The organism is Aliiroseovarius crassostreae, assembly GCF_001307765.1.
Classification (GTDB): Bacteria; Pseudomonadota; Alphaproteobacteria; order Rhodobacterales; family Rhodobacteraceae; genus Aliiroseovarius; species Aliiroseovarius crassostreae.
Window position 1 is genome coordinate 154,932 of the sequence record NZ_LKBA01000024.1, and the last position, 25,007, is coordinate 179,938.

At 56.1% G+C, this 25,007-nt stretch carries 25 protein-coding genes; 14 read left to right on the forward strand and 11 right to left on the reverse strand.

Features of this window, described 5'->3' with window-relative positions; translation table 11 throughout:
* Nucleotides 1-103 precede the first annotated feature (103 nt).
* The 11 genes from AKJ29_RS20480 to AKJ29_RS17600 all read left to right on the forward strand — a co-directional run bounded on the left by AKJ29_RS20480 (nt 104) and on the right by AKJ29_RS17600 (nt 10,446).
* Nucleotides 104-1,903, forward strand: coding sequence for a NapC/NirT family cytochrome c (locus tag AKJ29_RS20480; RefSeq protein ID WP_055192825.1), 1,800 nt, complete (start codon nt 104-106; stop codon nt 1,901-1,903).
* A 194-nt stretch (nt 1,904-2,097) separates the two neighbouring features.
* Nucleotides 2,098-2,526: a cupredoxin domain-containing protein gene (locus AKJ29_RS17555; protein WP_235477727.1), complete on the forward strand. Its 429-nt coding sequence runs from the start codon at nt 2,098-2,100 to the stop codon at nt 2,524-2,526.
* A 233-nt stretch (nt 2,527-2,759) separates the two neighbouring features.
* Nucleotides 2,760-3,521 carry a uroporphyrinogen-III C-methyltransferase gene (gene cobA, locus AKJ29_RS17560; protein WP_063139444.1) on the forward strand — a complete coding sequence of 254 codons (762 nt, stop codon included), beginning with the start codon at nt 2,760-2,762 and terminating at the stop codon, nt 3,519-3,521.
* Nucleotides 3,514-3,870, forward strand: coding sequence for a c-type cytochrome (locus AKJ29_RS17565; protein ID WP_235477729.1), 357 nt, complete (start codon nt 3,514-3,516; stop codon nt 3,868-3,870). Before cobA ends, AKJ29_RS17565 begins: the two co-directional genes overlap by 8 nt.
* Nucleotides 3,867-5,033 carry a cytochrome D1 domain-containing protein gene (locus tag AKJ29_RS17570; RefSeq protein ID WP_055192829.1) on the forward strand — a complete coding sequence of 389 codons (1,167 nt, stop codon included), beginning with the start codon at nt 3,867-3,869 and terminating at the stop codon, nt 5,031-5,033. Before AKJ29_RS17565 ends, AKJ29_RS17570 begins: the two co-directional genes overlap by 4 nt.
* A 3-nt stretch (nt 5,034-5,036) precedes the next feature.
* Nucleotides 5,037-6,032, forward strand: coding sequence for a siroheme decarboxylase subunit beta (gene ahbB / locus AKJ29_RS17575; RefSeq protein ID WP_055192830.1), 996 nt, complete (start codon nt 5,037-5,039; stop codon nt 6,030-6,032).
* Nucleotides 6,029-6,478: an Lrp/AsnC family transcriptional regulator gene (locus AKJ29_RS17580; RefSeq protein WP_055192831.1), complete on the forward strand. Its 450-nt coding sequence runs from the start codon at nt 6,029-6,031 to the stop codon at nt 6,476-6,478. Before ahbB (AKJ29_RS17575) ends, AKJ29_RS17580 begins: the two co-directional genes overlap by 4 nt.
* Nucleotides 6,475-6,960, forward strand: a complete 486-nt coding sequence (gene ahbB, locus AKJ29_RS17585) for a siroheme decarboxylase subunit beta (RefSeq protein WP_055192832.1) — start codon at nt 6,475-6,477, stop codon at nt 6,958-6,960. Before AKJ29_RS17580 ends, ahbB (AKJ29_RS17585) begins: the two co-directional genes overlap by 4 nt.
* A 4-nt stretch (nt 6,961-6,964) precedes the next feature.
* The gene (gene nirJ, locus AKJ29_RS17590) at nt 6,965-8,179 is read left to right on the forward strand and encodes a heme d1 biosynthesis radical SAM protein NirJ (RefSeq protein WP_055192833.1); all 1,215 of its coding nucleotides are present in this window, start codon (nt 6,965-6,967) and stop codon (nt 8,177-8,179) included.
* On the forward strand, nt 8,154-9,725 hold the full coding sequence (locus AKJ29_RS17595; protein ID WP_055192834.1) for a nitrite reductase: 1,572 nt from the start codon (nt 8,154-8,156) through the stop codon (nt 9,723-9,725). Before nirJ ends, AKJ29_RS17595 begins: the two co-directional genes overlap by 26 nt.
* Nucleotides 9,682-10,446 (forward strand): CbiX/SirB N-terminal domain-containing protein, encoded by a 765-nt coding sequence (locus AKJ29_RS17600; RefSeq protein ID WP_082392667.1) that lies wholly within the window; start codon nt 9,682-9,684, stop codon nt 10,444-10,446. The genes AKJ29_RS17595 and AKJ29_RS17600 overlap by 44 nt, the downstream gene beginning before the upstream one ends.
* Nucleotides 10,447-10,549: 103 nt before the next feature.
* Here the strand turns inward: AKJ29_RS17600 and AKJ29_RS20275 are convergent, their stop codons facing one another.
* Nucleotides 10,550-11,269 carry a helix-turn-helix transcriptional regulator gene (locus tag AKJ29_RS20275; RefSeq protein ID WP_055192835.1) on the reverse strand — a complete coding sequence of 240 codons (720 nt, stop codon included), beginning with the start codon at nt 11,267-11,269 and terminating at the stop codon, nt 10,550-10,552.
* A 381-nt stretch (nt 11,270-11,650) separates the two neighbouring features.
* The gene (locus AKJ29_RS17610; protein WP_055192836.1) at nt 11,651-12,040 is read right to left on the reverse strand and encodes a DUF983 domain-containing protein; all 390 of its coding nucleotides are present in this window, start codon (nt 12,038-12,040) and stop codon (nt 11,651-11,653) included.
* Nucleotides 12,041-12,218: 178 nt separating this feature from the next.
* Here AKJ29_RS17610 and AKJ29_RS17615 point away from each other — a divergent pair, with 178 nt between their 5' ends.
* The 3 genes from AKJ29_RS17615 to AKJ29_RS17625 all read left to right on the forward strand — a co-directional run bounded on the left by AKJ29_RS17615 (nt 12,219) and on the right by AKJ29_RS17625 (nt 15,493).
* Nucleotides 12,219-13,019 (forward strand): crotonase/enoyl-CoA hydratase family protein, encoded by an 801-nt coding sequence (locus tag AKJ29_RS17615; RefSeq protein ID WP_055192837.1) that lies wholly within the window; start codon nt 12,219-12,221, stop codon nt 13,017-13,019.
* Entirely contained in the window at nt 13,020-13,658 is a 639-nt protein-coding gene (locus AKJ29_RS17620; RefSeq protein WP_055192838.1) for a glutathione S-transferase, read from the forward strand.
* 176 nt (nt 13,659-13,834) lie between these two features.
* Nucleotides 13,835-15,493 carry a DUF2793 domain-containing protein gene (locus tag AKJ29_RS17625; protein ID WP_235477733.1) on the forward strand — a complete coding sequence of 553 codons (1,659 nt, stop codon included), beginning with the start codon at nt 13,835-13,837 and terminating at the stop codon, nt 15,491-15,493.
* 56 nt (nt 15,494-15,549) lie between these two features.
* Here the strand turns inward: AKJ29_RS17625 and AKJ29_RS17630 are convergent, their stop codons facing one another.
* The 9 genes from AKJ29_RS17630 to AKJ29_RS17670 all read right to left on the reverse strand — a co-directional run bounded on the left by AKJ29_RS17630 (nt 15,550) and on the right by AKJ29_RS17670 (nt 25,006).
* Nucleotides 15,550-15,903 (reverse strand): hypothetical protein, encoded by a 354-nt coding sequence (locus AKJ29_RS17630; RefSeq protein WP_055192840.1) that lies wholly within the window; start codon nt 15,901-15,903, stop codon nt 15,550-15,552.
* On the reverse strand, nt 15,900-16,991 hold the full coding sequence (locus tag AKJ29_RS17635; RefSeq protein WP_055192841.1) for an EscU/YscU/HrcU family type III secretion system export apparatus switch protein: 1,092 nt from the start codon (nt 16,989-16,991) through the stop codon (nt 15,900-15,902). Before AKJ29_RS17635 ends, AKJ29_RS17630 begins: the two co-directional genes overlap by 4 nt.
* Nucleotides 16,991-17,767 carry a flagellar biosynthetic protein FliR gene (locus tag AKJ29_RS17640; RefSeq protein WP_082392669.1) on the reverse strand — a complete coding sequence of 259 codons (777 nt, stop codon included), beginning with the start codon at nt 17,765-17,767 and terminating at the stop codon, nt 16,991-16,993. The genes AKJ29_RS17635 and AKJ29_RS17640 overlap by 1 nt, the downstream gene beginning before the upstream one ends.
* Complete coding sequence (gene flhA / locus AKJ29_RS17645; RefSeq protein ID WP_055192842.1) at nt 17,764-19,851, reverse strand: flagellar biosynthesis protein FlhA; 2,088 nt, start codon at nt 19,849-19,851, stop codon at nt 17,764-17,766. The genes AKJ29_RS17640 and flhA overlap by 4 nt, the downstream gene beginning before the upstream one ends.
* A 6-nt stretch (nt 19,852-19,857) precedes the next feature.
* On the reverse strand, nt 19,858-20,634 hold the full coding sequence (locus tag AKJ29_RS17650) for a transglycosylase SLT domain-containing protein (RefSeq protein WP_139231341.1): 777 nt from the start codon (nt 20,632-20,634) through the stop codon (nt 19,858-19,860).
* A gap of 71 nt (nt 20,635-20,705) precedes the next feature.
* Nucleotides 20,706-23,036, reverse strand: a complete 2,331-nt coding sequence (locus tag AKJ29_RS17655) for a hypothetical protein (protein ID WP_055192843.1) — start codon at nt 23,034-23,036, stop codon at nt 20,706-20,708.
* Nucleotides 23,036-23,905: a flagellar motor stator protein MotA gene (gene motA, locus AKJ29_RS17660; RefSeq protein WP_055192844.1), complete on the reverse strand. Its 870-nt coding sequence runs from the start codon at nt 23,903-23,905 to the stop codon at nt 23,036-23,038. The genes AKJ29_RS17655 and motA overlap by 1 nt, the downstream gene beginning before the upstream one ends.
* A 73-nt stretch (nt 23,906-23,978) precedes the next feature.
* Nucleotides 23,979-24,566 (reverse strand): MotE family protein, encoded by a 588-nt coding sequence (locus tag AKJ29_RS17665; RefSeq protein WP_055192890.1) that lies wholly within the window; start codon nt 24,564-24,566, stop codon nt 23,979-23,981.
* 29 nt (nt 24,567-24,595) lie between these two features.
* On the reverse strand, nt 24,596-25,006 hold the full coding sequence (locus AKJ29_RS17670; protein ID WP_055192845.1) for a hypothetical protein: 411 nt from the start codon (nt 25,004-25,006) through the stop codon (nt 24,596-24,598).
* Nucleotide 25,007 lies beyond the last annotated feature (1 nt).

The window sequence follows — 25,007 nt, forward strand, 5'->3', positions numbered from 1 at the left end:
CCCATGGGCGAGCCGATAAAGGGGCGGGCACCACGCCCGCCCCTTTTTTTTGGCGCCCCTCACGCGCCCAACAAAACCAAACACAGCCAAACGGAGCGGGGACATGACCCAGACCAACGGTGCTGAACCGAAAAAGCCAATTTGGCGACGCTATTTCCTTTGGGGAATGCCCGTTGCCGGAATCGCCGGTGTCTTTGTCGCCGGGATCATCTTCTGGGGTGGTTTCAACACCGCCATGGAAGCAACCAACACCATGCCATTCTGCATCTCGTGCCACGAGATGGAGGATTACGTTTATGAAGAATACAAAGGCACGATCCACGATGTGAACCGATCGGGCGTCGGCGCGGTCTGTTCCGACTGTCACGTGCCAAAAGACTGGACCCACAAGATCATCCGCAAGATCAAAGCCTCGAAAGAGGTTTGGGGCAAGCTGACCGGCACAATCTCGACCCCCGAGAAGTTTGATGCCAAACGCCTGCATCTGGCGATGAACGAATGGGAGCGGATGAAGGCCACCGACTCGCGCGAATGCCGCAACTGTCACGATTTCGAATCGATGATGCCGGAATTCCAGCGGCCGCGGGCACGCCAACAGCACTTGAACGCCATGTCCACGGGTCAAACCTGTATCGACTGCCACAAGGGCATCGCACACAGGAACATTCGTGACCGGGCCGAAGATGAATATCTCGAAGTTCTCGAGGCTCCGAACCCGGATTTCATCCGTGAAATTCCGAAGGAGTATATGGAGAGCCTTGCACGGGTGGAAGCCAAGGAAGCCGCCGAAGCAGAAGCAGCAAAGGCCGCGAAAGCAGCCGAACAAGAGGCCTTGCAGGCGCGAATCGCTGCGGCGGTTGATGCAGCAGTGGCTGAAGAGCGCGCGCTGGCGGCAGGGGAAGCCCCGGCAGCAGTTAGCGGTGGCGCAGATGTGGCCCCCGGCATTGACTGGGCCGCTGTCCCTTCGACCGACCTAACCCTGTTCTATCCTGGCCAAGCCTCGTTTGAATGGGTGCAGAACGGTAAACAGCACGGCGGCGCACGCCCGCTGACCCAGGGTGGCGACCAATGCACCACCTGCCACGCTAAAGAACTTGACGCGATCGGCGGCAAGATCGTCGCTGGCGGTGGCGGCAAGCAAGATGAGCTGGAACCGACCCCGATCCCGGGCAAGCCGGGTACCATCAGCGCAACCTTGAAAGCGGCCCATGATGCGGACAACATGTATATCCAACTCAGCTGGGCAGATACAGGTCACAACCCCGCCCCCTTCGTGGATGGTGGCAAAATGGACCCGGAAAATCAGGTCAAAGTGGCAATGATGATCTCTGGTGACAGTGTCGAAATGGGCAACCAGGTCGGCTGTTGGGCCACCTGCCACGCAGACAACACCTACATGCCGTTTGATCCGGGCGCAGATGCGATTGCCGCCAATGATACGGTGGCCGCTCAGCTGCAAGCTCAGGGGTCGATCACCAAATATCTGTCGCAAACCCGCACCAAGATCGAGATCAAGGGGCGTCGCGGCAAGGCACAAGGTGGCTGGGACCAGCTGAAGTCGCCGGAAGAGATCGAGCAGATGCTGGCAGATGGAACCTTTATGGACCTGATGCGCGTCTATGCCGACGGCTCTGCCTCAAACGGCTATCTTCTGGACCGCCGGGTGCAAAATGGCGGTGAGATCACCGCCTCTGCCAACCTGTCCGGCGGTATGTGGACCGTCACCTTCGCCCGTCCGCTGGCCGGTGCCGTAGGCGACGTGGCTCTGGAAGCAGGCAAAACCTACACGGTTGGCTTTGCCATCCATGACGACTTTGCCGCAGCGCGCTTCCACCATGTCACGCTGAACACCACCATGGCCCTGGACAACGCAGACGCCCAGATCAACGTGGCTGGACAATAACCCCCAGAGGGTTGGCCGGATCCCCCTCCGGCCAGCAACCGGGCCTCGCATCACGCGGGGCCCGTTTTGTTTGATACCTCCCAGAAACCTGTATAGATTTGCACTCGAACTTCTCTGTGCGTTCCCACAGATCAACGTGTTCTATGATGCGAAGACGACCCACCCAGCGGCTTTTCATCACCCACAGGAGAACAATGATGCAGATGACGAAATCCCTACCGATCCTATTGCTGACCTGTCTGGCCGCGGCCCCGACCTGGGCCAAGGAAAAGGACATGACAAAGATCTGCGGCGAAGCCGAAGAGCGATACGTCGAACTGTTTGGCCATCCTTCTTCCGAAGAAGAAGGGGTGACGGTTGTGAAGATGTATAAATACAGCTTCTGCCCGGTTGACCTGACTGTGCCGCTCGGAACCACCGTGCGCTGGGTCAATGTGGACAAACGCACCAGCCATTCGGTGATCGTGAAAGGCTCCGGCGAACCGGAAAGCGACCGCGCCTTTCCAGAAGAGTTCCTTGAATTCACCTTCCTGACCGACGGCCCGCAGGAGATTCTTTGCGGCCCCCATTGGGAAACCCGGGACATGATTGGCCGCATCACCGTTGACACATCCGGCAATTGAGCCGGTTTTGGGGAAATATTTTCACCGTTAACAAGCCCAGCCGCCCAAAAACCGGGCCACCTTAACACATGTCAAGGAATCACACCGACGAGCCGTTAATTCTGTGATCATAAAGCCTGGCCCTCAAAGGCTCCGTTCTCATCGCTGCCCCTCACCCCCACCCACAGGCAGCCATGTCGCCAAACCGGAGAGGGTCCGGCGTCCAGCCATCCATAGGACGAGCGAGACCAGATATGACGGGTAAAGTATATCTCATCGGCGCGGGGCCCGGCGACCCGGAGCTAATGACAATGAAGGCCGTGCGCCTGCTGCAAGAGGCGGATGTCGTGGTCTATGACCGGCTGGTCTCAGACGAAATCATCGCCATGTCTCCGAAACAGGCCAAGATGATTTTCGTTGGAAAATCTGCCCATAATCACCCGGTGCCCCAAGACGAAATCAACGCCATTCTCGTGCGTGAGGCCAAGGCGGGCAACAAGGTGGCCCGGATCAAAGGCGGCGACCCGCTGATCTTCGGGCGCGGGTCTGAAGAGGCGGCAGACCTGGCCGCTGAGGGTGTGGAATGCGAATATGTTCCGGGGATCACCGCAGCGCAGGGCGCCGCATCTATTTCCGGCGTGCCGCTGACCCATCGCGATCTGGCGACGGGTGTGCAATATGTTACGGGCCACCGCGCCCGCGATGAAAAACTCGACCTGGACTGGAAACGTCTGGCCGATCCGATGACCACGCTGGTGGTCTATATGGGCGTGGCCAATATTGGTCAGATCGCCGTTGGTCTCATGACCGAAGGGCTGGATCCCGCCACCCCGGTTTTTGCGATTTCCCGCGCCACCACACCTGATGAACGCCGCATGGTATCCACGCTGAACCGGGTGGCACAGGATGCCCGTGACGCCGGCCTGAAGCCCCCTACCCTGTTCATCATCGGGCGCGTGGTCTCACTTTATCAATCCGAACAGGTGGAGCCCGAAGGGATCTCTGCCAATGGCTAATGCGCTGCCCCCTCTCTCCCTACTGCCCGCAATGGCGATTGCGGCATTGGCAGCGCTTACCCCCCCGGTCGCATTGGCTGGCAGTGCCGGTGCGGATCGGGGGCTGAATACCGAAGAGCTGAAGCGCCTGGTGCACCAGGACTGCGGGTCCTGTCACGGGCTGACGCTCAAAGGGGGGCTTGGCCCCGATATCCGTCCGGAAAACCTCACCCATTACGACCCGGACATTCTGGAAATGCTGATCCTTGACGGGATCCCGGACACGGCGATGCCGCCATGGCGCCCCCTCATCACCCAAGAGGAAGCCCAGTGGATCGCCCTTTACCTTTTAAACGGAGACGCGCAATGAAACCGTTCCGCACCGCGCTCGCACTTTCGCTTTTGATGACCACCACGGCGCTGGCCGAAACCAGGACCATCGCCACCGGCGATCTGGGGCTGGTGATCGAGCGCGCCAAGGGGTCGGTGGTTCTGGTCGATCAGTCCGACCGCGCCGCCCTTGCCCGGATCGAAGGGCTGGGCGACCTCAGCCACGCATCAATGGTGTATTCGCCTGATGAGCGTTATGCCTATGTGTTTGGACGTGACGGGGGTCTGACCAAGGTCGATATCGTCGAGCGCAAAGTGGCCAACCGCGTTGTTCAGGGGGGCAATTCGATCGGCGGCGCCATCTCTGACGATGGTAAGCTCGTAGCGGTGTCAAACTATGAACCCGGCGGCGTGAAGATCTTTGACGCGGACACGCTGGACCTCGTTGCCGATATTCCCACCGGGTCGAAAACCATTGGCCTTGTGGATGCGCCGGGTCGCCGCTTCGTCTTTACCATGTGGGACACCGGGGAGACCTGGATTGCCGATATGTCGGCCGTGGCCACGGGGGGCGAAGTCCAGATCACCAAGATCCCCGATATGGGCAAAAACCCCTATGATGCACTGATCACTGCCAATGGCCGCACCTATATCACCGGATTGTTTGGGGAGGACGGGCTGACTGCGCTGGACCTTTGGGATGAGACACCCGAACCGATCCGGGTCTTGCCAAATTATGGCCGCGGACAAGAAGAAATGCCCGTCTATAAAATGCCCCACCTGGAAGGCTGGGCGCATACCGGCGCCGAGTTTGTGCTGCCTGCTGTGGGCCACCACGAGGTTCTTTGGGTCGATGCAAACACGCTTGAAGAAACTGCGCGCACCAAAACCTATGGCCAGCCTGTGTTCGCGATGGCGCGCCCCGATGGACGGCAGGTTTGGGTGAACTTTGCCCACCCGCTGAATGACACGATCCAGGTGATCGACAGCGTCTCGAAAGAGGTCATTCACGAATTCAAACCCGGCCCCGCCGTGCTGCATATGGAATTCACCCCGCGCGGTAATGAAATCTGGATCTCGGTGCGCGATGAGAACAAGGTCAAGATCTACGACACGCGCACGTTTGAGCTGTTGCGCGAAATTGAAGCCGACAGCCCCTCAGGCATTTTCTTTACCGCCCGCGCCCACCGCACGGGGCTGTGACCCGTGGACCATTTTGATGACATTGACCGCGCCCTCTTGGACGGGTGGCAACGGGAGTTTCCCCTCTCGCACCGCCCGTTTCAGACCATTGGCAGCGCGTTGGGCATTGGCGAAGATACCGTTATGAGCCGATATGCACGCCTGCTTGATGACGGGCAGATCAGCCGGATCGGGGCCACCTGCGCACCCAACACTGTTTCGGCCTCGACACTTGCCGCCGTGGCAGCACCCGAAGACCAGATCGAAGAGATCGCCGCCCTGATCAATGAAGAAGACGGCGTGAATCACTCCTATCTGCGCGAAGATACCTGGAACATCTGGTTTGTCATGACCGGCCCGGATCGCACAGATGTGGACGCGGCACTGGAGCGGATCAGTGAACGCACCGGGCTGCGGGTGCTTGACCTGCGGCTGGTGCGCCCGTTCAACATCGACCTTGGCTTCAAACTGACCGGCAAGGGCGAGGCCATGCCGCCCGCCCGCAAGGTGGACCGCTCTGTTTTGACAGAAGGCGACCGGCCGATCATGGCGGCGCTGTCCTCGGGTATGCCCCTCTCTGCGACCCCCTATATCGACCTTGCCACCGAACTGGACCGGGACGAAGAGGATCTTCTTGCGCGCATCCGCATCCTGCAAGACGCCCGGCTTATCTCACGCCTGGGAGTGATCGTGCGCCACCGCAAGCTGGGCTGGTCCTCAAACGCAATGGTGGTCTGGGATGTGGACGCAGATCAGATCGGGACCATCGGCCCCAAACTGGCGGCACAAAAAGGCGTGACGCTCTGCTATGAGCGCCGCCCGGTGGCGGACGTCTGGCCCTGGCGCCTTTACACCATGTTCCACGCAAAATCCCGCGAAGTGGCGCTGGAAAATATTGAAAGGGCGGCCAGCCTGCCCGAGCTTTCCGGCACAGACCGCAAGGTGCTCTTTTCCACCCGCTGCTTCAAACAGAAAGGGGCGCTGATCGACCGTGCCCGCAATACGGAGGTCCCCGCATGACTTTGGACCAGATTGACCGCCAGATCATCAACGCACTGCAAGATGACCTGCCCATGACCCACCGCCCGTTTCAGCCGCTGGCTGAAAAGCTGGGCATCACCGAGGCCGAGCTTCTGGACCGGATCCGCACCATGAAAGATGCCGGTGTTCTGACCCGCTTTGGCCCGTTCTTTGATGCCGCCGCCATGGGGGGGGCCTTCTGCCTTTGCGCCATGGCCGTGCCCGAGGACAAATTTGAAGCGGTCCTAACAAAGGTCAATGCACATCCCGAGGTGGCGCATAATTATGAACGCAAGCATTCGCTGAACATGTGGTTTGTTCTGGCCTGCGAAACGCCGGAAGGCATCGGCCAGATCGCGGATGTGATCGAAGGGGAAACCGGGCTGACGGTCCACCAATTCCCCAAACTGCAGGAATTCTACATTGGCTTTCGGGTGGCGGCATGACTATCGACACAACAGACCGCAAGATCATTGAGGTAACCCAGTCGGGTCTGCCGCTCTCGCCCACGCCCTATGCTGACCTGGGGGCCATCCTTGGACTTGGCGAAGACGAAATCATGCAGCGGATCACCGCGATGAAGGACAGCGGCGTGATCCGTCGCATTGCCGCGGCCCCCAATCACTACAAGCTGGGGATGACCGCAAACGGGATGAGCGTCTGGGACGTGGCCGATGATCAACTGACTAAGCTGGGGCAGAAAATTGGCGCGCTTCCTTACGTGACCCATTGCTATGAACGCCCCCGGGCGCTGCCCGACTGGCCCTATAACCTGTTTGCCATGATCCATGGGGAAACCGCAGGCGAAGTGGAAGAGAAACGCGCCGAAATCACCAGCATTCTGGGCGACGCGCTGCGCGGCAAAGACATTCTCTATTCCACCCGCATTTTGAAAAAGACGGGGCTTCGGCTTCGTAAGAAAGGGTGAGCCAATGTTCCGCCTGACCGAATATATGAACCAACTTGTCAATCCGACCCCAGTGCGCCAGCGCCGCGGATCGGGAATGGTAAAACCGGTGGTGATCTGGAACCTGACCCGCCGGTGTAACCTGCGGTGTCGTCACTGCTATACCGTGTCGGCGGATGTGAATTTCCCCGGCGAGCTTGATGAAGCGCAGGCCATGAACGTGCTGGACGACCTGGGGGATTTCAAGGTCCCTGCGCTGATCCTTTCAGGCGGCGAGCCTCTCGACAGCCCCTATCTGTTCCCACTGGCGAAAGCCGCGCGGGACAAGGTGCGTGTGCTGGCGCTGTCGACAAACGGCACCAAGATTTTTGGCGAAACCGCCGACAAGGTGGCCGAAATCGGCTTTGACTATGTGGGCATTTCCATCGACGGGATCGGCGAGACAAATGACTGGTTCCGCGGCGTGAACGGCGCCTATGATGCCGCCGTGCGCGGTGTGCGCGAGCTGAAGAAGCGCGGCGTGAAGGTGGGGCTGCGCTTTTGCCTGACCGAAGGCACCCAGCACCACCTGCCGGATCTGCTGAAGCTTTGTGACGACGAAGGCGTGGACAAGTTTTACCTCTCGCACCTGGTTTACGCCGGGCGGGGCGACAAGCACCGTGGCGAAGATGCGCATCACCAGATGACCCGCAAAGGGCTGGACATGCTGCTGGAACGCGCCTGGCAGGCTGTGTCAGAAGACAAGCCGCTGGACATCGTAACCGGCAATAATGACGCCGATGCGGGCTATTTCCTGCAATGGGCGGAGGAGCGATTTGACGCCGACAAGGTGGCCAATCTGCGCGAACACCTGACCGCCTGGGGGGGGAACTCCTCTGGTCTGGGCGTCGCCAATATCGACTATCTGGGATATGTGCACCCCGACACCTACTGGTCCGATTACACCATTGGGAATGTGAAGAAGAAGAAGTTTTCCGAATGGTGGACCAGCGATGACCAGATGCTGGCCACATTGCGCACCCGCCCGCGTCCGCTCAAGGGACGTTGCGGCGCGTGCAAGATCAAGGACATCTGCGGCGGCAACACCCGCATTCGCGCCCTGCAGGTGACCGGTGACCCCTGGGCCGAGGACCCCGCCTGTTACCTTACAAATGACGAGATCGGCGTGGCCGATGCCGAACGTCTTGAAACCACTCCGTTCCGAGGAAAGAGCAATGACCCGAAACATCAGTTCTTTTAAACGCTCACGCGCATGGCTGGTCGGTCTCGGGGCATTGGTGCTGAGTGGCACCGCAAGCGCCGATCCGGTCGCGGATTACAAGGAATACTGTGCCGATTGCCATCTGGAAAACCGTCTTGGCGCCGCTGGCCCCGCCTTGATCCCGGAAACGCTCAAGCGCATGAGGGGACCAAAAATCGAAGCGGTCATCCGCGAAGGACGCGTTGCCACCCAGATGCCCGGTTTTGGCGACGACCTGTCGGATGAGCAGATCAAGGCGCTGGCGGAATACCTCAAATCTCCGCTGGATAAGATCCCGCCCTGGGGCAAAGCCGAGATCATGGCAAGCCGCGTGATGAACGAAGACTACGTGGCCGCCCCTGCGCCGGTCTGGAAATCCGATCCGATGAACATCACGCTGGTGGTGGAAACCGGTGATCACCATGTGTCGGTTCTGGATGGCGATACCTTTGAACGACTTGATCGTTTCGCCACACCTTTCGCCGTGCATGGCGGACCGAAATTCAGCCCGGATGGACATTATGTTTTCATCATGTCGCGCGATGGCTGGGTGCAGAAATATGACATCTGGTCTTTGCAGGAGGTTGGCCGGGTTCGGGCGGGCCTGAACAGTCGCAACATCGCCATGTCAGGCGATGGGAAATGGCTTGCGGTGGCCAGTTATCTGCCCAATTCACTGACCATCCTGTCGACCGAAGACCTGTCAGTGGCCGAAGTGCATGAGGTCGTGGGCAAGGATGGAACCCCTTCACGCGTGTCTGCCGTCTATCAGGCGCCCCCCCGCGAAAGTTTCGTTCTAGCACTGAAGGACGTGCCGGAAATCTGGGAAGTGTCCTATGCAGAATACCCGGACATGAACTATTTTGCCGGCGGGCTTGCCCATGACTGGAAGATCGAAGGCCCGGCTCCACAGGAAACCAAATTTCCGATCCGCCGGATCACCACACCGGATTTCCTGGATGATTTCTTCTTTGACCAATCTTACGAATACGTGATGGGCGCATCGCGCGAAGGGACCGGCGGGTTGGTGATTGATCTGGTGATTGGCCAGAAAGTCGCTGATCTTGACCTGCCGGGGATGCCGCATCTCGGATCTGGCATCACGTGGAAACGCGGGGACCGAACCGTGATGGCCACCCCGCATCTACGAGATGGAACCGTGTCTGTCATCGATATGGAAAGCTGGGAGACCGTGAAGCAGATCAAGACGGAAGGGCCCGGGTTCTTCATGCGCAGCCATGAAAACTCGCCTTATGTCTGGGCGGATGTGTTCTTTGGCCCCAACAAGGACAAGATGCATATCATCGACAAGGAAACGCTTGAGATCGTCAAAACGCTTCAACCTGTCCCCGGCGCGACCGTGGCCCATGTTGAGTTCACCAAGGATGGCAGCCACGCGCTGGTATCAGTTTGGGAAGACAAAGGCGAAGTATTGATCTATGACGCAAAGACGCTGGAAATCGTAAACCGCCTGCCTATGCGCAAACCATCAGGGAAATATAATGTCTGGAACAAAATCACCTTCTCCGAAGGCACCAGCCACTGATGAAGACCAAGCACCGATCGAGGCGCTGATCGTTTCACACGGCCAGCCCTCGGACCCGGAACCGGCGGAAGAGGCGCTGGCGGAATATGCAGCCGTTATCCAGGCGGCTCTCCCGGATCATGTGATCCGTTCGGCCACTTTGGCAGCCCCCGGAAAGCTGGAGGCGCAGCTTGCACAAATGGAAGATGGGGGGGTCATTTACCCCCTTTTCATGGCAGATGGCTGGTTCGTGCGCACCGCTCTGATCAAACGGATTTCAGAAGCAGCGCTTGGGATTTTGGTCAGCATCATGCCCCCCTATGGTCTGGCTTCGTCCCTGCCCAAAATGGCTGCGGAAAATGTCCGCAAAGAACTGGCGGCAACCGGATCTGACAAGTTGCTGGTGGTGGCGCATGGGTCAGCATTTGGTGACGCCCCTGCCGCCTCGGCCCGCCTGTTCACAGACCGGCTTCAGGCCGAATTGCCAGACCTCACAATCGAACTTGGCTTTCTAGAACAGGAACCGTCGATCGGCGACAAGGCCAAAGCCCTTGGACCCGGTGCAATCTGTTTGCCTTTCTTCGCCATGAAGGGTGACCATGTGCGATTGGATGTTCCCGCAGCATTGAAGATGGGAGGGTTTGAGGGAACCATCATGCCATCCATCAGCCATATCGACGGTGCCGAGCAAATTGCCATCGACGCCTTGAGACTGGCACTTTCCAAGCGACGCCGCGGTTAAAAAACAGCGCCAGAAACTCCGCTCTTCCTAAACGCATTTGGTATCTTGTACGCTGTCCCCCAGACCGTTTCCGGTTTGTGGGACAGCCATGACAGGTCCGCCTTCACGCTGCCCGTCCCCCCCCTAGAAACAGGATCGCCGCTTCGGTCCGGTTGCGCACGCCAAGCTTGTTGATCACGTGGTGGATATGAAGCTTGATGGTATGCTCGGACAGATCAAGCTCGGTTGCGATGGTTTTGTTGGGCTTGCCCTCGGACACAAGAGCCAGAACCTCCCGTTCCCTTTCGGTCAACTCGGAAAGACCGGCATCAGCATGTGCGATCCGCAGACTGTCTTCCGGTCCGCCGGACATATCCGCCACCATCTCAACCGGAATGAATTTCCCGCCACATAGCAGCAGGCGCAGAACTGACAGCCAGATGTCAAACTGCAACCCCATGGGCAAATAGCTGACCTCGCATTGATCCCCCTGCCCGGATAGTTTCTGAAAAACGGAAACCGCCAGCTTGGCATCCCGATAGCCGAGGACAACCTGACAAGTTGCTTCCGGCTCTTGGAACATTTCCAGAAGATCACCCAGTTGGCCGGCAAGGGCTTCTTCCACGATGACCGCAATCAGGTTTCCCTGGGCAGCTTTGGAAGTCCTGAAATCAGCGATCGTATCATATCGTTTGAACGCAACCCCTTCAAATTCGATATTGGCAATCCGAATAATCTGGTCAGAGAAACTCAGTGAACTCCCGACAAAAGCAACGCTTGGTTGGGTTGCTTCCTCTGAAACGTAATCTTTCGACGCAAACGCGCTATTCTCCCCACGAAACATATACCATCTCCCTAAAATCGTTTGACAGCAGCGACTTCTTGACAGGGCCCGCCCTGCCTCGAAATATCGATTGGCCTTAAAATGGCTAAGATACTTAACAATAATTAATAGTTTAGACGGTGATATGCGTTCGACAACTTGTCTAAAAGGTTAGTTTAAAAAGGCTACCTTTTGCAAAATACCAGTTCATTTGATTAGTATGGATATCCTGTCAGGGGGTTATTTATTCATAATTTCATATACTTGTATGGAGCATTCCCTCAACAACAGGCAAAGCACCATTGAGGATACTGACAAAGGGCAACTGATTCTTTCCAACCCCTCTCAAACCCGCGTTTCAACAGGTATTGCTCGATTCTACGCCCCCCGAAAAACCTGCAATCAAGGGGCTTTGCCAAATCCATGCATACGTTGTGACCATTGATACGCCACCATCAACCCCTTCATCCGTGGCAGAAGCAAAAGCGACGAAACAACCGCGATCGCCGAAAGCCAAAGGGCAAAAAACAGCGGTTCAGGTTTGAACTGCGTGTAGATGAAGTGCAGGGCAAACCCCAAAATGTGGCCAACAATCAGGATGGTCAGATAGGCCGGGCCATCGTCCGCACGCTGGTGGAACAATTCCTCACCGCATTCTGCACATTGGTCATTCACCTTGAGATAGGAATGCAACAGCTTACCCTTGCCACAATTCGGACAGCGCAGCCGCAACCCTTTGGCAACCGCCGGCTTCCAGGGGCGCTCATTGTCTGCGGCCATTTCGCAATCCATCGTCAAATTCCTTTCGCAAGGCACACCGTACCATCAGCTCACCCGATTTTTCTTAACGTGTTTTGTTTTTTCTGCCAAAACAATTTCTTCGCATCCACCGCACCGAAAGCCGCAGCGTTACATTTTGCGAAACCGGGCTCAGCGGTCTAAACCGATCACACAATCCATGAGGACCGAGATGAGCGACAAACTCCTATTCGAACAGGACGGCCATGTGGCGACCCTGACCCTGAACGCCCCGGAAACCCGTAACGCCCTGACCGATCAGGAAATGATGGATGCCATTGTCAGAGCCATGGCGAAAATCAACGGGGACATGTCGATCCGATGCGCAATTCTGACAGGCGCAGGCAAGGCGTTTTCCTCAGGCGGCAACCTCAAAGACATGCGGGATCGCAGTTCAATCTTTGCGGGCAACGCGTTGGAGATCCGCAACGCCTATAAATCGGGCATCCAGAAAGTGGCCCGTGCGGTCTGGGATTGCGAAGTGCCCATGATCGCCGCGGTGAACGGACCGGCCTATGGGGCGGGCTGCGATCTGACCTGCATGTGCGACATCCGTTTGTGCTCGGACAACGCCGTCTTTGCCGAGAATTTTGCCCGCGTTGGCCTGATTGCCGGAGATGGAGGGGCATGGTTGCTGCCCAGACAAATCGGGCTATCCCGCGCGGCGGAAATGACATTTACCGGGGAACCTATCTCAGCCCAGCTTGCGGCGGAATGGGGGCTGGTCAGCAAGGTGACCACCGCCGAGGACCTTCTGCCCAAAGCCAGGTCTCTGGCCCAGCGCATCGCCTATAACCCTCCGCAGCAACTCCGTCTGAACAAACGCCTTTTACGCGAGGGGATGAACCTGCGTCTGGATCAATTGCTGGAACTGGCCGCCATCTATCAAGGGGAATGCCACCAGACAGAAGACCATGAAGAAGCCGTCAACGCCCTGCTGGAGCGGCGCCCGGCCGTCTTCAAAGGTCAGTAAATGCGCCCGCTCCTCTATTCCTTTCGACGTTGCCCCTATGCCATCCGCGCCCGCCTCGCGATTGCCAGCGCCGGCATCCAGGTCGAGCTGCGTGAAATCCTCTTGCGTGAGAAACCCCCTGCATTTCTGGCCAAGTCGCCCAGCGCCACGGTCCCCTGTCTGGTCACGGAAGACGGGGTGATTGACGAAAGCCTGGACATTATGAAATGGGCTTTGGATCAGTCAGACCCGGAAGGTCTGCTGCAAATGCCACAGGAGGGTCACCCCCTGATTGCCCGGTTTGACGGCCCCTTCAAAAAGGCACTGGATCATACAAAATATGCCGTGCGGCACCCGGATCGCGACCCGGAGGCAGAGCGCGCACGCGCCATGGAAATCATCGATGAGCTGACCGAGTCGCTGGAAAAAAATACCTGGCTGTTTGGCGCCACCCCAAGTTTGGCGGATTTTGCGATCCTGCCGTTTCTGCGCCAGTTCGCCATGATCGACAAACCGCGCTTTGATCGCGAAGCAGACGCCCCGACGCGGGAATGGCTGGACAGTTTCATCAATAGTCAGCGCCTTTTCAACGTGATGACCAAGCATACCCCCTGGAAAGAAGGCGACCCTGTGCTGCTGTTTCCCTCCATTTCCAACTGAAGACCCGTTGCGCAGCCCACCTACCGTACGCTGCTTTGCCCTGAACTTAACAATCTGGTGACGATACTCCCTTCGATTTTCCGCAATTCGAGGGTGCTATGTCCTTTTCCGCCAACTTGTCCCTGCCATATATTCAAGCCTCACAAGCCCAAAAGCATGTCACCCATAATGAGGGGATGCGCCGACTGGATGCCGTCGTTCAACTGAGCGTAACCAGCGCAAGCTCTGCCACGCCACCCGGTTCACCCGTTAACGGGCAACGTTTTATCATTCCCTCAGGCGCCACTGGTGATTGGGCCGGACAAACCGGCAACATCGCGGTTTTCGAAGAAAATGCCTGGGTCTTCCTGCCTCCGGCTGTGGGCTGGATCTCATTCGTGGAAGATACAGCCAAACCGCAGGTTTTTGATGGTGCAAACTGGGTTGAGCTGAGCACCACACCAGACACCCAAAACCTGCCGCTGGTCGGTGTCAACGCCACCGCCGACCCCTCTAACCGCCTGTCCGTTTCATCCCCGGCGTCGCTGTTCAACAACGAAGGCAACGGCCACCAGATCAAAGTGAATAAGGCCTCAAGCGGAGACACCGCCAGTCTCCTGTTCCAGACCAACTGGTCGGGCCGCGCAGAAATGGGCACAACCGGGTCTGACAATTTTGAGATCAAGGTCAGCGCGGATGGCAGTTCGTTTCACCAGGCCCTTGTCGCGGACAGCGCCACAGGATCCATCAGCTTTCCCTCTGGGGTAAGCGGCCTTGCCCCAGCCGCGCTGACCGGCGATCTGATCACCTCTGGATATGCCCTGGCACGCGGCACCGATCTGGTGACAAACGGCGGATGTGGGCTTGGCAATGCCTACAATTTCCCAGCAGAGCTGGTTTTTGACGCGCAAACCGCCCCGGATCTGCGCGGCGCAGTCTGCTTTACCGGTCATCATGTCGGACCAATTGCGATGAACGAACTGATCCCTGTTGATCCGAACCGCGCCTATCGCCTTGGGGCTTATGTTCGACAAGAAAGCGTGGCGGGTGACTGGTCCGGCTATTCCGAGGGCGAACGACACCAGCAATATATGGGCCTGACATGTCTGGATGCCGACCAGAACGTGATCGAAAGCAAACATCACATGCGCTATTATCATGGCGGCACCGACAGCCTGACCACTCTGGCCGCACCGCTCCAGCCGGGCGACACCACCATCACCCTGACAAATTCCGCCGGATGGAATGAAAGCAGCGCAGATGCCAACCAGCAGGGGGTGATTATTTTCGGCTACAAGGACAGCGACGGTCGGGGATATGCGCATTACTCTCGTCTTGTTGAAGCTGGTCTGTTTGATCTGGGACAGGTCAATAAAACCACCCATGTCGTCACACTGAACCAGCCGCTGCCCGCAAGCCTGGGCAACCCCGACGATCCTTCGGGGATCTGGCCCGCGGGCACGTCAATTGCCAATAGCGGTATTGGCAACGACAAGAACGTGGTTCTGGAGGGAGATTATATCCCGGCGATGGACAGCTGGTATGACGCATCTGCCCATATTGGCGGTATTGACACATCTGGAACAAACGCCCCCTTCAACTTCGCCCCCGGCACCGCCTATGTGCGCGTGTTCTGGCAGGCCAACTACTCCAACCGTTCGGGCGGGTTTGCGGGACACCCCGACACCGGCGCGGCCCATAAGGTCTGGTTCGCAGGGGTGTCGATGCAGCCAGTGCCGCTTGCAGCCATGAGTGCCGCCGCCAACGGGTCAGTTGACCTTAAAATTCCTGTCAGTGATTTCGGTTCCGGAGCTGTGTCTTTGGCAACCGCTACGCGGCAGATCGAAGCCGTTTGATCCAGAAAACGATTTGGGGGTCGCCAGAAACGCGGCCCCCATTTTTCCTTGCGCTGCTAGATCGATTTTTTTTTCAAAAGGGACTTGATGACTTCGGCTCTTCCCATTGCGGTGCGGGCAGCCGCCATTCTGTCTTCCCGCTCCGCACTGAGTTTCGCCAGCTCGATATTCCGGGCTTTTATCTTGGTCTGTACCCAGGCGTTCCATCGCTCATCCTGACCAGCATATTGAGCAAGGTCTGGCATCTCGGTCTGACCTAATTCATGAACACGTCTTTCCTGATCCCGCCTTACCTTCTGGTTTTCAGCCTGCAGGGCGCCAATCTGCTGGGCCACCGTTTGAAGGTCCGCCAGTTTGAGATCGAGGATCATGTTCGACACCTCGCCAAGTTGCTGAAGTTGCTTCTTCATTTGCGACCTCCAAAGGCACGGGCCCGTTTGCGCATCGCTTCTGCAAACCGGACTGCCGCCGCAACAGCCTGGTACTGCTCCGGCAAAATCTCTTGTCCAATTTCGACCGAAGCATGTATCGCGCGCGCTGTTGGCGGATCCCGATGGATCGGCACCCCTGCCTCTTGCGCAACTTCACGAATGCGCGCCGCAATCTCATCCACCCCTTTGGCAACACAGACAGGCGCTTCACCGGGCAGACGAGACCACCTTAGCGCAATGGCATAATGGGTCGGGTTCACAATCACGACATCCGCATCAGGCACATCCGCCAGCATCTGGTTCATCGCTATTTCATACCCCTTCTGCCGACGCTGCCCTTTCACATGTGGATCACCTTCATTCTGCTTGACCTCATCCATCAGCTCTTTATGCGACATCCGGTTCTTGCGAAGATGTTCCTGCCACTGCCACAGGTAGTCCACACCGCCGATTGCCAGCATGACCACACAAACCAATGCAAAAAACTGCATCGACAGGTCAAGCAAAGTGGCTGTTGCCATCGCAGGCGTCAGGTAAAGCGTCCCGACAATCTGCGGCAGCTTCGCAAAGAGGAAAACCCCGAGAATGACCGAATAGATCAATAGCTTGGTGAAGCTCTTCGCGAACTCAAACAGCCCGTTGCGCCCAAACTTGTTTTTCGCGTTGGATAGTGGCGAGACCTTTGAAAGCTTTGGTTTGAGTTTTTCTGGAGCCACAACAAAACTTCTGGTGGCAATGGTCAGAAGTATTGCCGCCAACGCAGGTATTGCAAACCACGGCGCCATGTTTCGTGAGACACCCAATAGCAACGTGCCAATGCCGGTGGGGCCGCCGCCATTGAACAGATCAATCGAAAAGGTATCGGCGCGCGCAAGCAGGTTTGCCAGGAAAGTTCCCAATGCCTCCAAACTACGCGCGCCAAGCGCAGCACCTACAATCAACACGCCCCCAAAAGCGGCAGTTGTCGTGAGGTCCTGAGAACGCGGCACCTCGCCGCGTTTGCGGGCATCATCCAGTTTCTTCTGTGTCGCCTCGTGTTGCTTATCGTCGTCTTCACCATCTGCCATCACGGTTCCCCAAATGGCCGGTCAAGAAACGCAACCAAGGCATCCACCCATAAGGGCAGCAAAAGCGGCGCACAAATAAACAGCAAAATCAGGCCGCCCGCCGTAATTGCTGGCGCCCCAACAAACGCCACCATCAACTGGGGCATCGCGCGGTTTATGACACCCAGCGCCACGTTGTAGATCAACGATGCAATCAGGAAGGGGGCCGCCAATGTGAAGGCCAAACCGAAAATCCGGGCAACAAGATCCAGGGCCCATTGACTGAGAATATCGCCCGCAACGAACTGCCCCGCCGGCATGACTTCATAAGACAGGATGAACAATTCAGCCAACCGCACATGCAGGCCCAGCATCACCGCAAGGGCCAGACCAGAAATCAGCAACACATAGCCAATCGCAGGCTGAGGATCCGAGTTTGCCCCCCCAAAGATCTGCGCCAAAGACGTGGATTGCGCCGCCATACTGCCCGCAATTTGCAGCGCCAGAATAAACAGGCGCACCGCTCCGCCCAGAACCAGCCCGGCGATCGGCTCTGAAAAAACCATTACACTGGCACGCATGGGATCGGAAAGCGCGGTTTCAACCTGCAAGGCACTGGCAGGTGCCACAATCAAGGTAAAGGCAAACCCCAGAAAGAGCCGCACGCGTTCTGGAACTGATCGTTCACCAAAGGCTGGCAAAAGCGCCATTGCGGCACCCACGCGCAAGAACACAAAAAAACCAACAATCAGTGCAGATTGCCCAAACCCCAACAGCTCTGCCAATTGAAAACTCACACTGGCACCATTCCCACCAGCGACGGGCGGGCCTCAGTACCGATCTCCTCAAAAGACAGGACCGGGTTGGCAATTCCTTTTGCCACCATGACGGTTTTCAAAAAACGTCTGCGGCGGGTGGACGTCACCAGGGCAGGATAGATCCCGGTTTCTCCTGCCTTGGCAATACGGTCAGCGATTGAGGAGGCAAGCCGATTGAACTCATCCGGAGGCAAGGCAACATCCTGTGGTCCACGGTCACTCTCAATCTGATAGGTCGAGAAACGCTCCTCCCATTCCGGGGCAAGCTGCACGAGGGGAATGGTACCATCTGGGCGTTTCAACTCTGAGACCAATTGAAACCCGAGGCGATGCCGGACATGTTCACAAATGCCCTCAGGAGTTGGCAACATCGGACGGGCCTCGGCAATGCTTTCCAGGATCAACGGCAAGTTTCGAATGGAAACCCGCTCTTCCAGCAGCAGGCGCAGGACTGATAGCAGGAGATCCAAGGGTACTTTTTCCGGCACAAGCTCATCCAGAAGCCGCCTGTTGGCTTCGGCCCGCACGGGATCGGACAGGTTGACAAATTCATCCATCAACCGTCGCAACGCCCTGAGCGTGAGCAGCCGCGGGAAGTTGCGTTTGATCACTTCCAGAAGATGTGTCGCCAGCACCTCTGTCGGGCTGACAATAGTGCCCCCCTGCAAGGCGGCATCTTCCTGATCATCAGCATTGATCCACCTTGCAGGCGCACCATAAACCGGCTCGCGCACATCATCCCCGTCAGGAAGATCAATTTCGGTCCCGCTAAGGATCATCAGGACCCTGTCCATTTCCAGACGATCGGTAGCCTGGACAACGCCTTGAATTTTAATAACATACCCTCCCGGCTGGAGGGATCCGTCATCTGTCAGGCGAATTTCGGGTAGGATAAGCCCAAAAGTACCGGCCACATGGCTTCGCATATTGTTGATCCGGGCATCCAGGCCAGTCGCAGGATCAAGCACCATCGGGATGAGATCGGGAGCGAACGCTACATGGATGTCGTCAAGATCAAGAATATCACCGATGCTCTCTTCTTTTTTCTCTTCAGCCTCAAGCACCTCTTCAGACTGGATCTTTTGCGCCTTTTCAAGTTGTTTACGGTTGGCAACCCAGGCAGCAATGCCTAGCGCAATCGCCCCGGAAACAAACGGCAAAAACGGCAACCCTGGCACAAGGGCAAACAATGCCATCAAAACGGCAACCGTTCCCAAGGCAGCAGGGTAACCACCCAACTGCGAAAAAAGGGCGAGATCGGTGGAGCCTGTCGCCCCACCCCGCGCCAAGAGCAGGGCCGAGGCAATGGAAATGATCACGGCGGGGATCTGACTGACCAGCCCATCACCAACCGTCAAGATTGCATAGGTTTCAAACGCGCGCCCCAGATCCATGCCATGGATCGCCACTCCGATTACCAAACCCATCACGATGTTCAGAAGGGTGATCAGCAGGCCGGCAATGGCATCCCCCTTCACAAATTTTGACGCGCCATCCAATGATCCAAAAAACGTGGTTTCTGCCTGTTCTTTTTCCCGGCGCGCCTTGGCTTCAGCGTGGTCGATTGCCCCGGCGGACATATCGCTATCAATGGCCAACTGTTTGCCGGGCATTCCATCCAATGCAAACCGCGCCCCGACCTCAGCCATACGGGTTGCGCCTTTGGTGATGACAATGAAATTAACGATCAGGAGAACACAGAAAACCACCAGCCCGAGAAGCACACTTCCGCCCATGACGAAATTGGCAAACCCTTCGATCACATCACCAGCAGCGGAGGTCCCGGTGTGCCCTTGACCAATAATTAGTTTGGTCGATGAGACATTCATCGAAAGGCGTAACATCAACGAGGCCAGAAGGACGGTGGGAAATGCGGAAAAATCCAAAGGCCGCTCGATAAACAGGGTCACCGTGAACATCAAGATGGCCAAGGCAAATGACGTGGCCAGCCCGATATCCAATACCCAAGCGGGCATTGGCAAAATCATCATTACGATGATAGCCATCAAAGCCAATGCAAGCAAAATGGTGGGTTTGAAAATCTCCGACAGGCTAAAGGTCATGATTGGTTACCCGTTACCGTTTGAGAAAAAGGGCCTGATCATCCCCCGACCGGCTGGCACCAGAGAACCGAGTGATTTTGTGCCAGTTCCTGTTTGCAAAAGTGGGAAATTATTGACGCGCGGCGCCAATGACAATTCCGGGATAGGCGTGGTTTCTACGGTTGGATCTCCCGCATCTGCGAGAGCCAGAACTGGTGGGTTTTTGTCCTGCTCCGCAAACCGAGACCGAAACTTTGAAAACCGTGCTTTATACTTATCTGCGTATTTGGGAGTGCGCGAGTGATAAGCACCTGCCGCATCCCGCCAATTTCCTTTTTCCACGAAGAGATCATTGAGAAATTTCGCCGCATATAACCCATTGGCCAGCGGATCAAACATCTCCTCCAAAGAGCTAAAATTCTGGTGATGCCATTTGTAATTTATCTGGAAACACCCGACGTCAAAGCTACGCGCACCTCGCTTAAAGTGCTTGAAAACATAGGATTTGGCCTCATCTTCAGTGTCAAACCAAACCCCTTTTCCCTCCATGTTGACCGTCCAGGGCCATGGTCGCATCGCCCCCCCCTTTTTTCGGCCTGTTTCCGTTAGGGCGATTGCCTTCAGAACAGAAATGGGAACGCCGGTTTGCGCTGATGCAGCAGCAGCAATCTGGTCACAAATGTAAGAGTCATCCCCCTCAGCATGAGCCTGTAAAGCGCTGAAAGCAAACAGGAACGCAGCCTTGCCGACAACATTTCCAAAGGAATTTTTGGCCTTTTTGAGGCTATTGACACTTCTTGTCATTTTACGCGCACTTCTTGCCGATGTTGGTTAACCCCAACCTAGCGATCATGTATTTACAAAACGTAATCACATTAGGGATGTGGCAATTCCGTGAGCAGATTTTCGATTGTTGTCCGCATCGCGGCACTTTCCGTCAAAATACTGGCATTGCGTGCCAGCGAGCCCACGTTTTGATCCACATCTTGTGTCGAAGACGCAGAAATAAGGCGCCCCATGTCTTTCAACGCCACAGGACCAGACTGTGAAAGGCCGTCCCAATCACCCCCACGCAGTTCTGCTTTGACCTGCTTTTCAGTTTCTCCCAGGGTTCGATATATTTCTGCCGCCGCGTCAAAATCACCCGAAACTTCCCATGCTTGTGCGCGCAACAGGTTTGCCTCCGGCGTTTCCAGCCCAGCCAGATAACCAAGTGCCACCTCAGACTTACCCTCCAATAGTGCAATAGTTGCGTAAACCAACCGGCGTGAAGGATCGGGAACCACGGTTGCCGTGTCCAAGAGGGCTCTCGCCTGTGACGAAAACCCCAAGTCAGACAACCGGGCAGACAGAGATGTTTTCAGGCCTTCATCAAGGAAACCCAAGGCTGAAGACGCTCCTGAAACATATCTTAAGAACTGGGCATCCGAGCCGTTCTTCTCCAGCTTTGAAAACACGAATTGTTGCAGGTTCCCAAGCTTTTCGTCGTCAAAGAGGTTTGCTTTTTGAGCCATTTTCATCTGGACAAAAGCTTCATTAAAATCAGACGCCATGACCCGCGCTCTGATCTCTGCGGATTTCAGGTCAGCACCCAGGGGCAGGTCTCTTTGTTCGAAAGCATAAGTGGAGAGAATTTCCAAAAATCTTTCGGGGACAGGCTGGTCCTGAGTAATGCGGGAGTTGACAAATTCTAAGGCTGCAACCGGAGCTATATCTGAATCGTCATTAACAAGTTGCGTGAGCGTATGTTCAGCATTTTCAAACGCCCCAGATTGCAACTCGAGACGCGCCTCCAATAGGTTGAAACTTGGGCCATGGTCCCCTTCAGCACGATCCAGGAGATTGCGCAGAGCGTTGGCAGTACCCGCATCCCCAAATGCCAGGAATTTTTGTGCCAAGTCTGGGCCAAGGTGGCGGCGCAAATGCAAAGGCAATTCGGAAAATGACAAAATAATGGCTTTTTGATTAATCTCTTGCCCCGGACGAAACTCCGGTTGTGCAAGAGCAGCCCACAGAGCTGTTTTGCCGTCACAGCCCATTTGTGGTGCGAATTCACGAAAATTCGCCGATTTGTGCCAGTCCATGACTTCTGCAATCTGTTGAATAATCTCCGGCCGCCCCACGGCCTGAGGAAACTCGCGTGCAAGGAGCATCGCCTCAGCACCAAATGTCAGATACAGTTGGTGGCGAATATAGGCATTCAACATGTCGGGGTTTGGTTGATCAAACTCTCCTAATATTAAAGATGCGTATTTTGCGAGTTCCGCGCCATTTCTGACATCTCCGCCCCAGGTTGCTATATCGTATTCGGTATCGGGGATGCAGGCAAAACCCTCTTGGGTAGACAGGACTTCCGACTTCCGCAGGCTCGTTTCTCGGTCGATAGAGGTTTGCACAGCGATGTGATCATTGGCATCAATTGTCGGAACCGGTTGCAGGTCTGGAACCGGGGCGGTCTCATCTGGTTCCTGAGCTTTGATTGGGTGCGTTATTCTATCCACTTCTGCTTCCAGTGTTGAAAGATTGGCATCAACCAAACCTTGGGCGGCAGCGCGCCCAATTTGCTCTATCAGAGCAAGCTCGGTCTGCGTCACTCGTTCTTCGGAAGACACCACTTCACTCTGATCATCACGAGCGTATTCACCGGGCAAGAGCGGTTTCTCCTGCTCTGAACCTCCCTGTGTTTCTTCCAGTTTCTCATTCTCGGGTTGCAGATATTTGGCCAGATCCGACTGAGGTCTGGGAAACAAAGGCAGGCCTAACCGGGCGATCGCGCTATTTTCTGTCCCGGGAGAAACCTGCAGTGGCAGCTGATCCAGAAATGCTTCATATTTGGCACTCTCATCTCCCGGTTTTCCGGATCGGATATCGACAACAATTTGCCCCCCATAGGCGATGAAAACATCTGCGTAGCATTGACAATCAATGTCCAGAAACAGCGTGCCACTCCCCCGGTCTTCGAGGTTTTTGATGCGTGATCGGGGGATCAAATTGAATGCCCGTGACAAATCAAAACCAACGTCATCAGTGGCCAACCTAAGCTCATACCCCCCGGGCACACGGCCGAATTTCCAACCCGAAGGTTGCTGGGTATAGACCACAAGACGTGTGAATTGATCATGCTCACCTGACCGAACGGCCAAATCTCGAGCAATGCCGGGCTGTGCCGTCAACAACACGATCATCAGTACCCAAAGTCGTTTCATCACGCCGCCGCTTTCTTGACTTCCTTCAACGCTTCTTCAAGCTCCGAGTAGCTTGGGCGACAATGACCTGGGGTGTTCTGGCGTCCGACTTCGATACAAATATTAACTGAGTGATTGTAGAGATTCGCAACAAGCACCTCGCGGATCAGTTGGTAGAAGTGGGCATCCTCTTCCACCACAGTTTTAACCTTCGAGGAAAACGGCGCCACAAGCCCATAAGCGAGAAACACCCCCAGAAATGTTCCAACAAGCGCGCCCCCAATCATTTTCCCAAGGATCTCAGGTGGCTGATCAATGGAACCCATGGTTTTAATAACCCCCAAAACCGCCGCCACGATCCCCAGCGCAGGCAACCCATCCGCAACCGACTGCAAAGCATGACTGCCGTGCAATGCGTGGTGCAAATTCGCCTCCATTCGCTTTTCAAGCACCTCTTCCACCTGATGCGGGTCATCATAATTCATGGATGCCGATCTCAGCGTGTCGCAGATAAGTTCGATGGCCTCCTTGTCACCCAGGATTTTGGGGTAACGGTTGAAGATGGCGCTTTCCTCAGGGTTTTCGATATGCTCTTCCAGTGCAACTGCATTCTGGCGGGCCTGGCGGATCAGTTCGAAAAGCAGGCACAGCAGATCTCGGTAATCCTCATGTGCCCATTGTGGTCCTTTGAAAACCTTTCCGACATCTTTGAGCGTATGTTTGATCGCCGGCACATCATTTGAGATAACAAAAGCACCAGCCGCCGCCCCCCCAATCATGGTAAATTCAAAGGGTAGGGATTTCAGAATAATCCCCATTTTTCCGCCGGCGGCCAAATAACCACCGAACACCATGATAAAAATCAGGGCAATGCCAATGATACCAATCATTCAACTGTCTCCACAAAACTGGTCCCGACACCGAGAACATGGCAAACGTCCATTAAAAAACCGTGCTCAGATCTTAGTTGGTTGGGACATTTGAGTTACGCCCTGCCAAAATAACGCTGATGGCATATGATTTTTGAGGGTCCAGCCCGGCCATGATCTGTGCCGCGACCTCGGACCTCATACGACCTAAGAAACCTGCCGCAAACTGAGGATCCATTTGCGAAAACAGTGGGATAGCTTGCTTGGGTTTCATGTTTTCATAGACTTGTGTCAACTGGGTCAGATCCCTTTCGGCAGCACCATCTGCCAAGGCCATTGTCGATTTCAAAGCTTCCTCAGCATCCACAAGAACCGACATTTTCTTTTCAATCTGCTCTTCAGCCGCCTTCAAAACCTGCAGTCGGCTTTCGAGGTTTCTTTCCCGCTCTTCCAAAACGGTTTCCCGCTCCCGCAGAAGCCCCAGGACCTGCGCGATATCCTCTTCCGTCTCGCAAGTTTCGCCCCCGTTATCGTCATGGGCAACCTTTCCCGCGAGCACACCAACTTCCTTGGCAACCGCAACCCCATGCTCGCCAAGACGCAGCATCCCGGACGACAGGAACAAAACAGCAATTACCCATAAAACACCTCGGCCCGCCGCTTTCTTTCGCTGGGGGGGCATGGAGGCCGCCTTTTTATTTCGACCAAACATCACTCTGCGGCCTCCATGCGGTTCTGGCGATGACTTAAAAACATCGGAATGTCAGATGCCCTGGGCTCAGGTGTAGGGGCTGGTTCCGGTTCGACAGATGAGGTTTGTGCAGCTGGGGGCGTCACGTCAGGCAGGTCATGAAGACTTGCCATCATAAGCTCAAGTTTACGCGACGCAGCCTCGGCCCGTTGGGTCAAATCGGACAGCTGAGCGGCACTTGCACCTGCAGCCAATCGCGCTTTTTCCAGGGTTTTTGTCATATCATCCACCTGCGCGGACAATACGGCAACCGCCCCCCCCATCCCGTTCTGCAGATTGTTAAACCGCTTCAGACGACGGGCCAGGACGATGCAATAGACTGCCGCACCAATCGCACCAGCCGCCAAAAGTACATCTGCTATAAGGTCCATT

Coding starts and splice junctions, on each gene's coding strand:
- AKJ29_RS17625 (WP_235477733.1), top strand. CDS start 13,835: ATGCGCCGACTGGATGCCGTCGTTCAACTGAGCGTAACCAGCGCAAGC.
- AKJ29_RS17600 (WP_082392667.1), top strand. CDS start 9,682: ATGTCTGGAACAAAATCACCTTCTCCGAAGGCACCAGCCACTGATGAA.
- cobA (WP_063139444.1), top strand. CDS start 2,760: ATGACGGGTAAAGTATATCTCATCGGCGCGGGGCCCGGCGACCCGGAG.
- AKJ29_RS17570 (WP_055192829.1), top strand. CDS start 3,867: ATGAAACCGTTCCGCACCGCGCTCGCACTTTCGCTTTTGATGACCACC.
- nirJ (WP_055192833.1), top strand. CDS start 6,965: ATGTTCCGCCTGACCGAATATATGAACCAACTTGTCAATCCGACCCCA.
- AKJ29_RS17555 (WP_235477727.1), top strand. CDS start 2,098: ATGATGCAGATGACGAAATCCCTACCGATCCTATTGCTGACCTGTCTG.
- motA (WP_055192844.1), bottom strand. CDS start 23,905: ATGATTGGTATCATTGGCATTGCCCTGATTTTTATCATGGTGTTCGGT.
- AKJ29_RS17615 (WP_055192837.1), top strand. CDS start 12,219: ATGAGCGACAAACTCCTATTCGAACAGGACGGCCATGTGGCGACCCTG.
- AKJ29_RS17580 (WP_055192831.1), top strand. CDS start 6,029: ATGACTTTGGACCAGATTGACCGCCAGATCATCAACGCACTGCAAGAT.
- AKJ29_RS17635 (WP_055192841.1), bottom strand. CDS start 16,991: ATGGCAGATGGTGAAGACGACGATAAGCAACACGAGGCGACACAGAAG.
- AKJ29_RS17665 (WP_055192890.1), bottom strand. CDS start 24,566: ATGCCCCCCCAGCGAAAGAAAGCGGCGGGCCGAGGTGTTTTATGGGTA.
- AKJ29_RS17565 (WP_235477729.1), top strand. CDS start 3,514: ATGGCTAATGCGCTGCCCCCTCTCTCCCTACTGCCCGCAATGGCGATT.
- AKJ29_RS17630 (WP_055192840.1), bottom strand. CDS start 15,903: ATGAAGAAGCAACTTCAGCAACTTGGCGAGGTGTCGAACATGATCCTC.
- flhA (WP_055192842.1), bottom strand. CDS start 19,851: ATGACCTTTAGCCTGTCGGAGATTTTCAAACCCACCATTTTGCTTGCA.
- AKJ29_RS17595 (WP_055192834.1), top strand. CDS start 8,154: ATGACCCGAAACATCAGTTCTTTTAAACGCTCACGCGCATGGCTGGTC.
- AKJ29_RS17655 (WP_055192843.1), bottom strand. CDS start 23,036: ATGAAACGACTTTGGGTACTGATGATCGTGTTGTTGACGGCACAGCCC.
- AKJ29_RS17620 (WP_055192838.1), top strand. CDS start 13,020: ATGCGCCCGCTCCTCTATTCCTTTCGACGTTGCCCCTATGCCATCCGC.
- AKJ29_RS17670 (WP_055192845.1), bottom strand. CDS start 25,006: ATGGACCTTATAGCAGATGTACTTTTGGCGGCTGGTGCGATTGGTGCG.
- AKJ29_RS17650 (WP_139231341.1), bottom strand. CDS start 20,634: ATGACAAGAAGTGTCAATAGCCTCAAAAAGGCCAAAAATTCCTTTGGA.
- AKJ29_RS20480 (WP_055192825.1), top strand. CDS start 104: ATGACCCAGACCAACGGTGCTGAACCGAAAAAGCCAATTTGGCGACGC.
- AKJ29_RS17610 (WP_055192836.1), bottom strand. CDS start 12,040: ATGGATTGCGAAATGGCCGCAGACAATGAGCGCCCCTGGAAGCCGGCG.
- AKJ29_RS20275 (WP_055192835.1), bottom strand. CDS start 11,269: ATGTTTCGTGGGGAGAATAGCGCGTTTGCGTCGAAAGATTACGTTTCA.
- ahbB (WP_055192832.1), top strand. CDS start 6,475: ATGACTATCGACACAACAGACCGCAAGATCATTGAGGTAACCCAGTCG.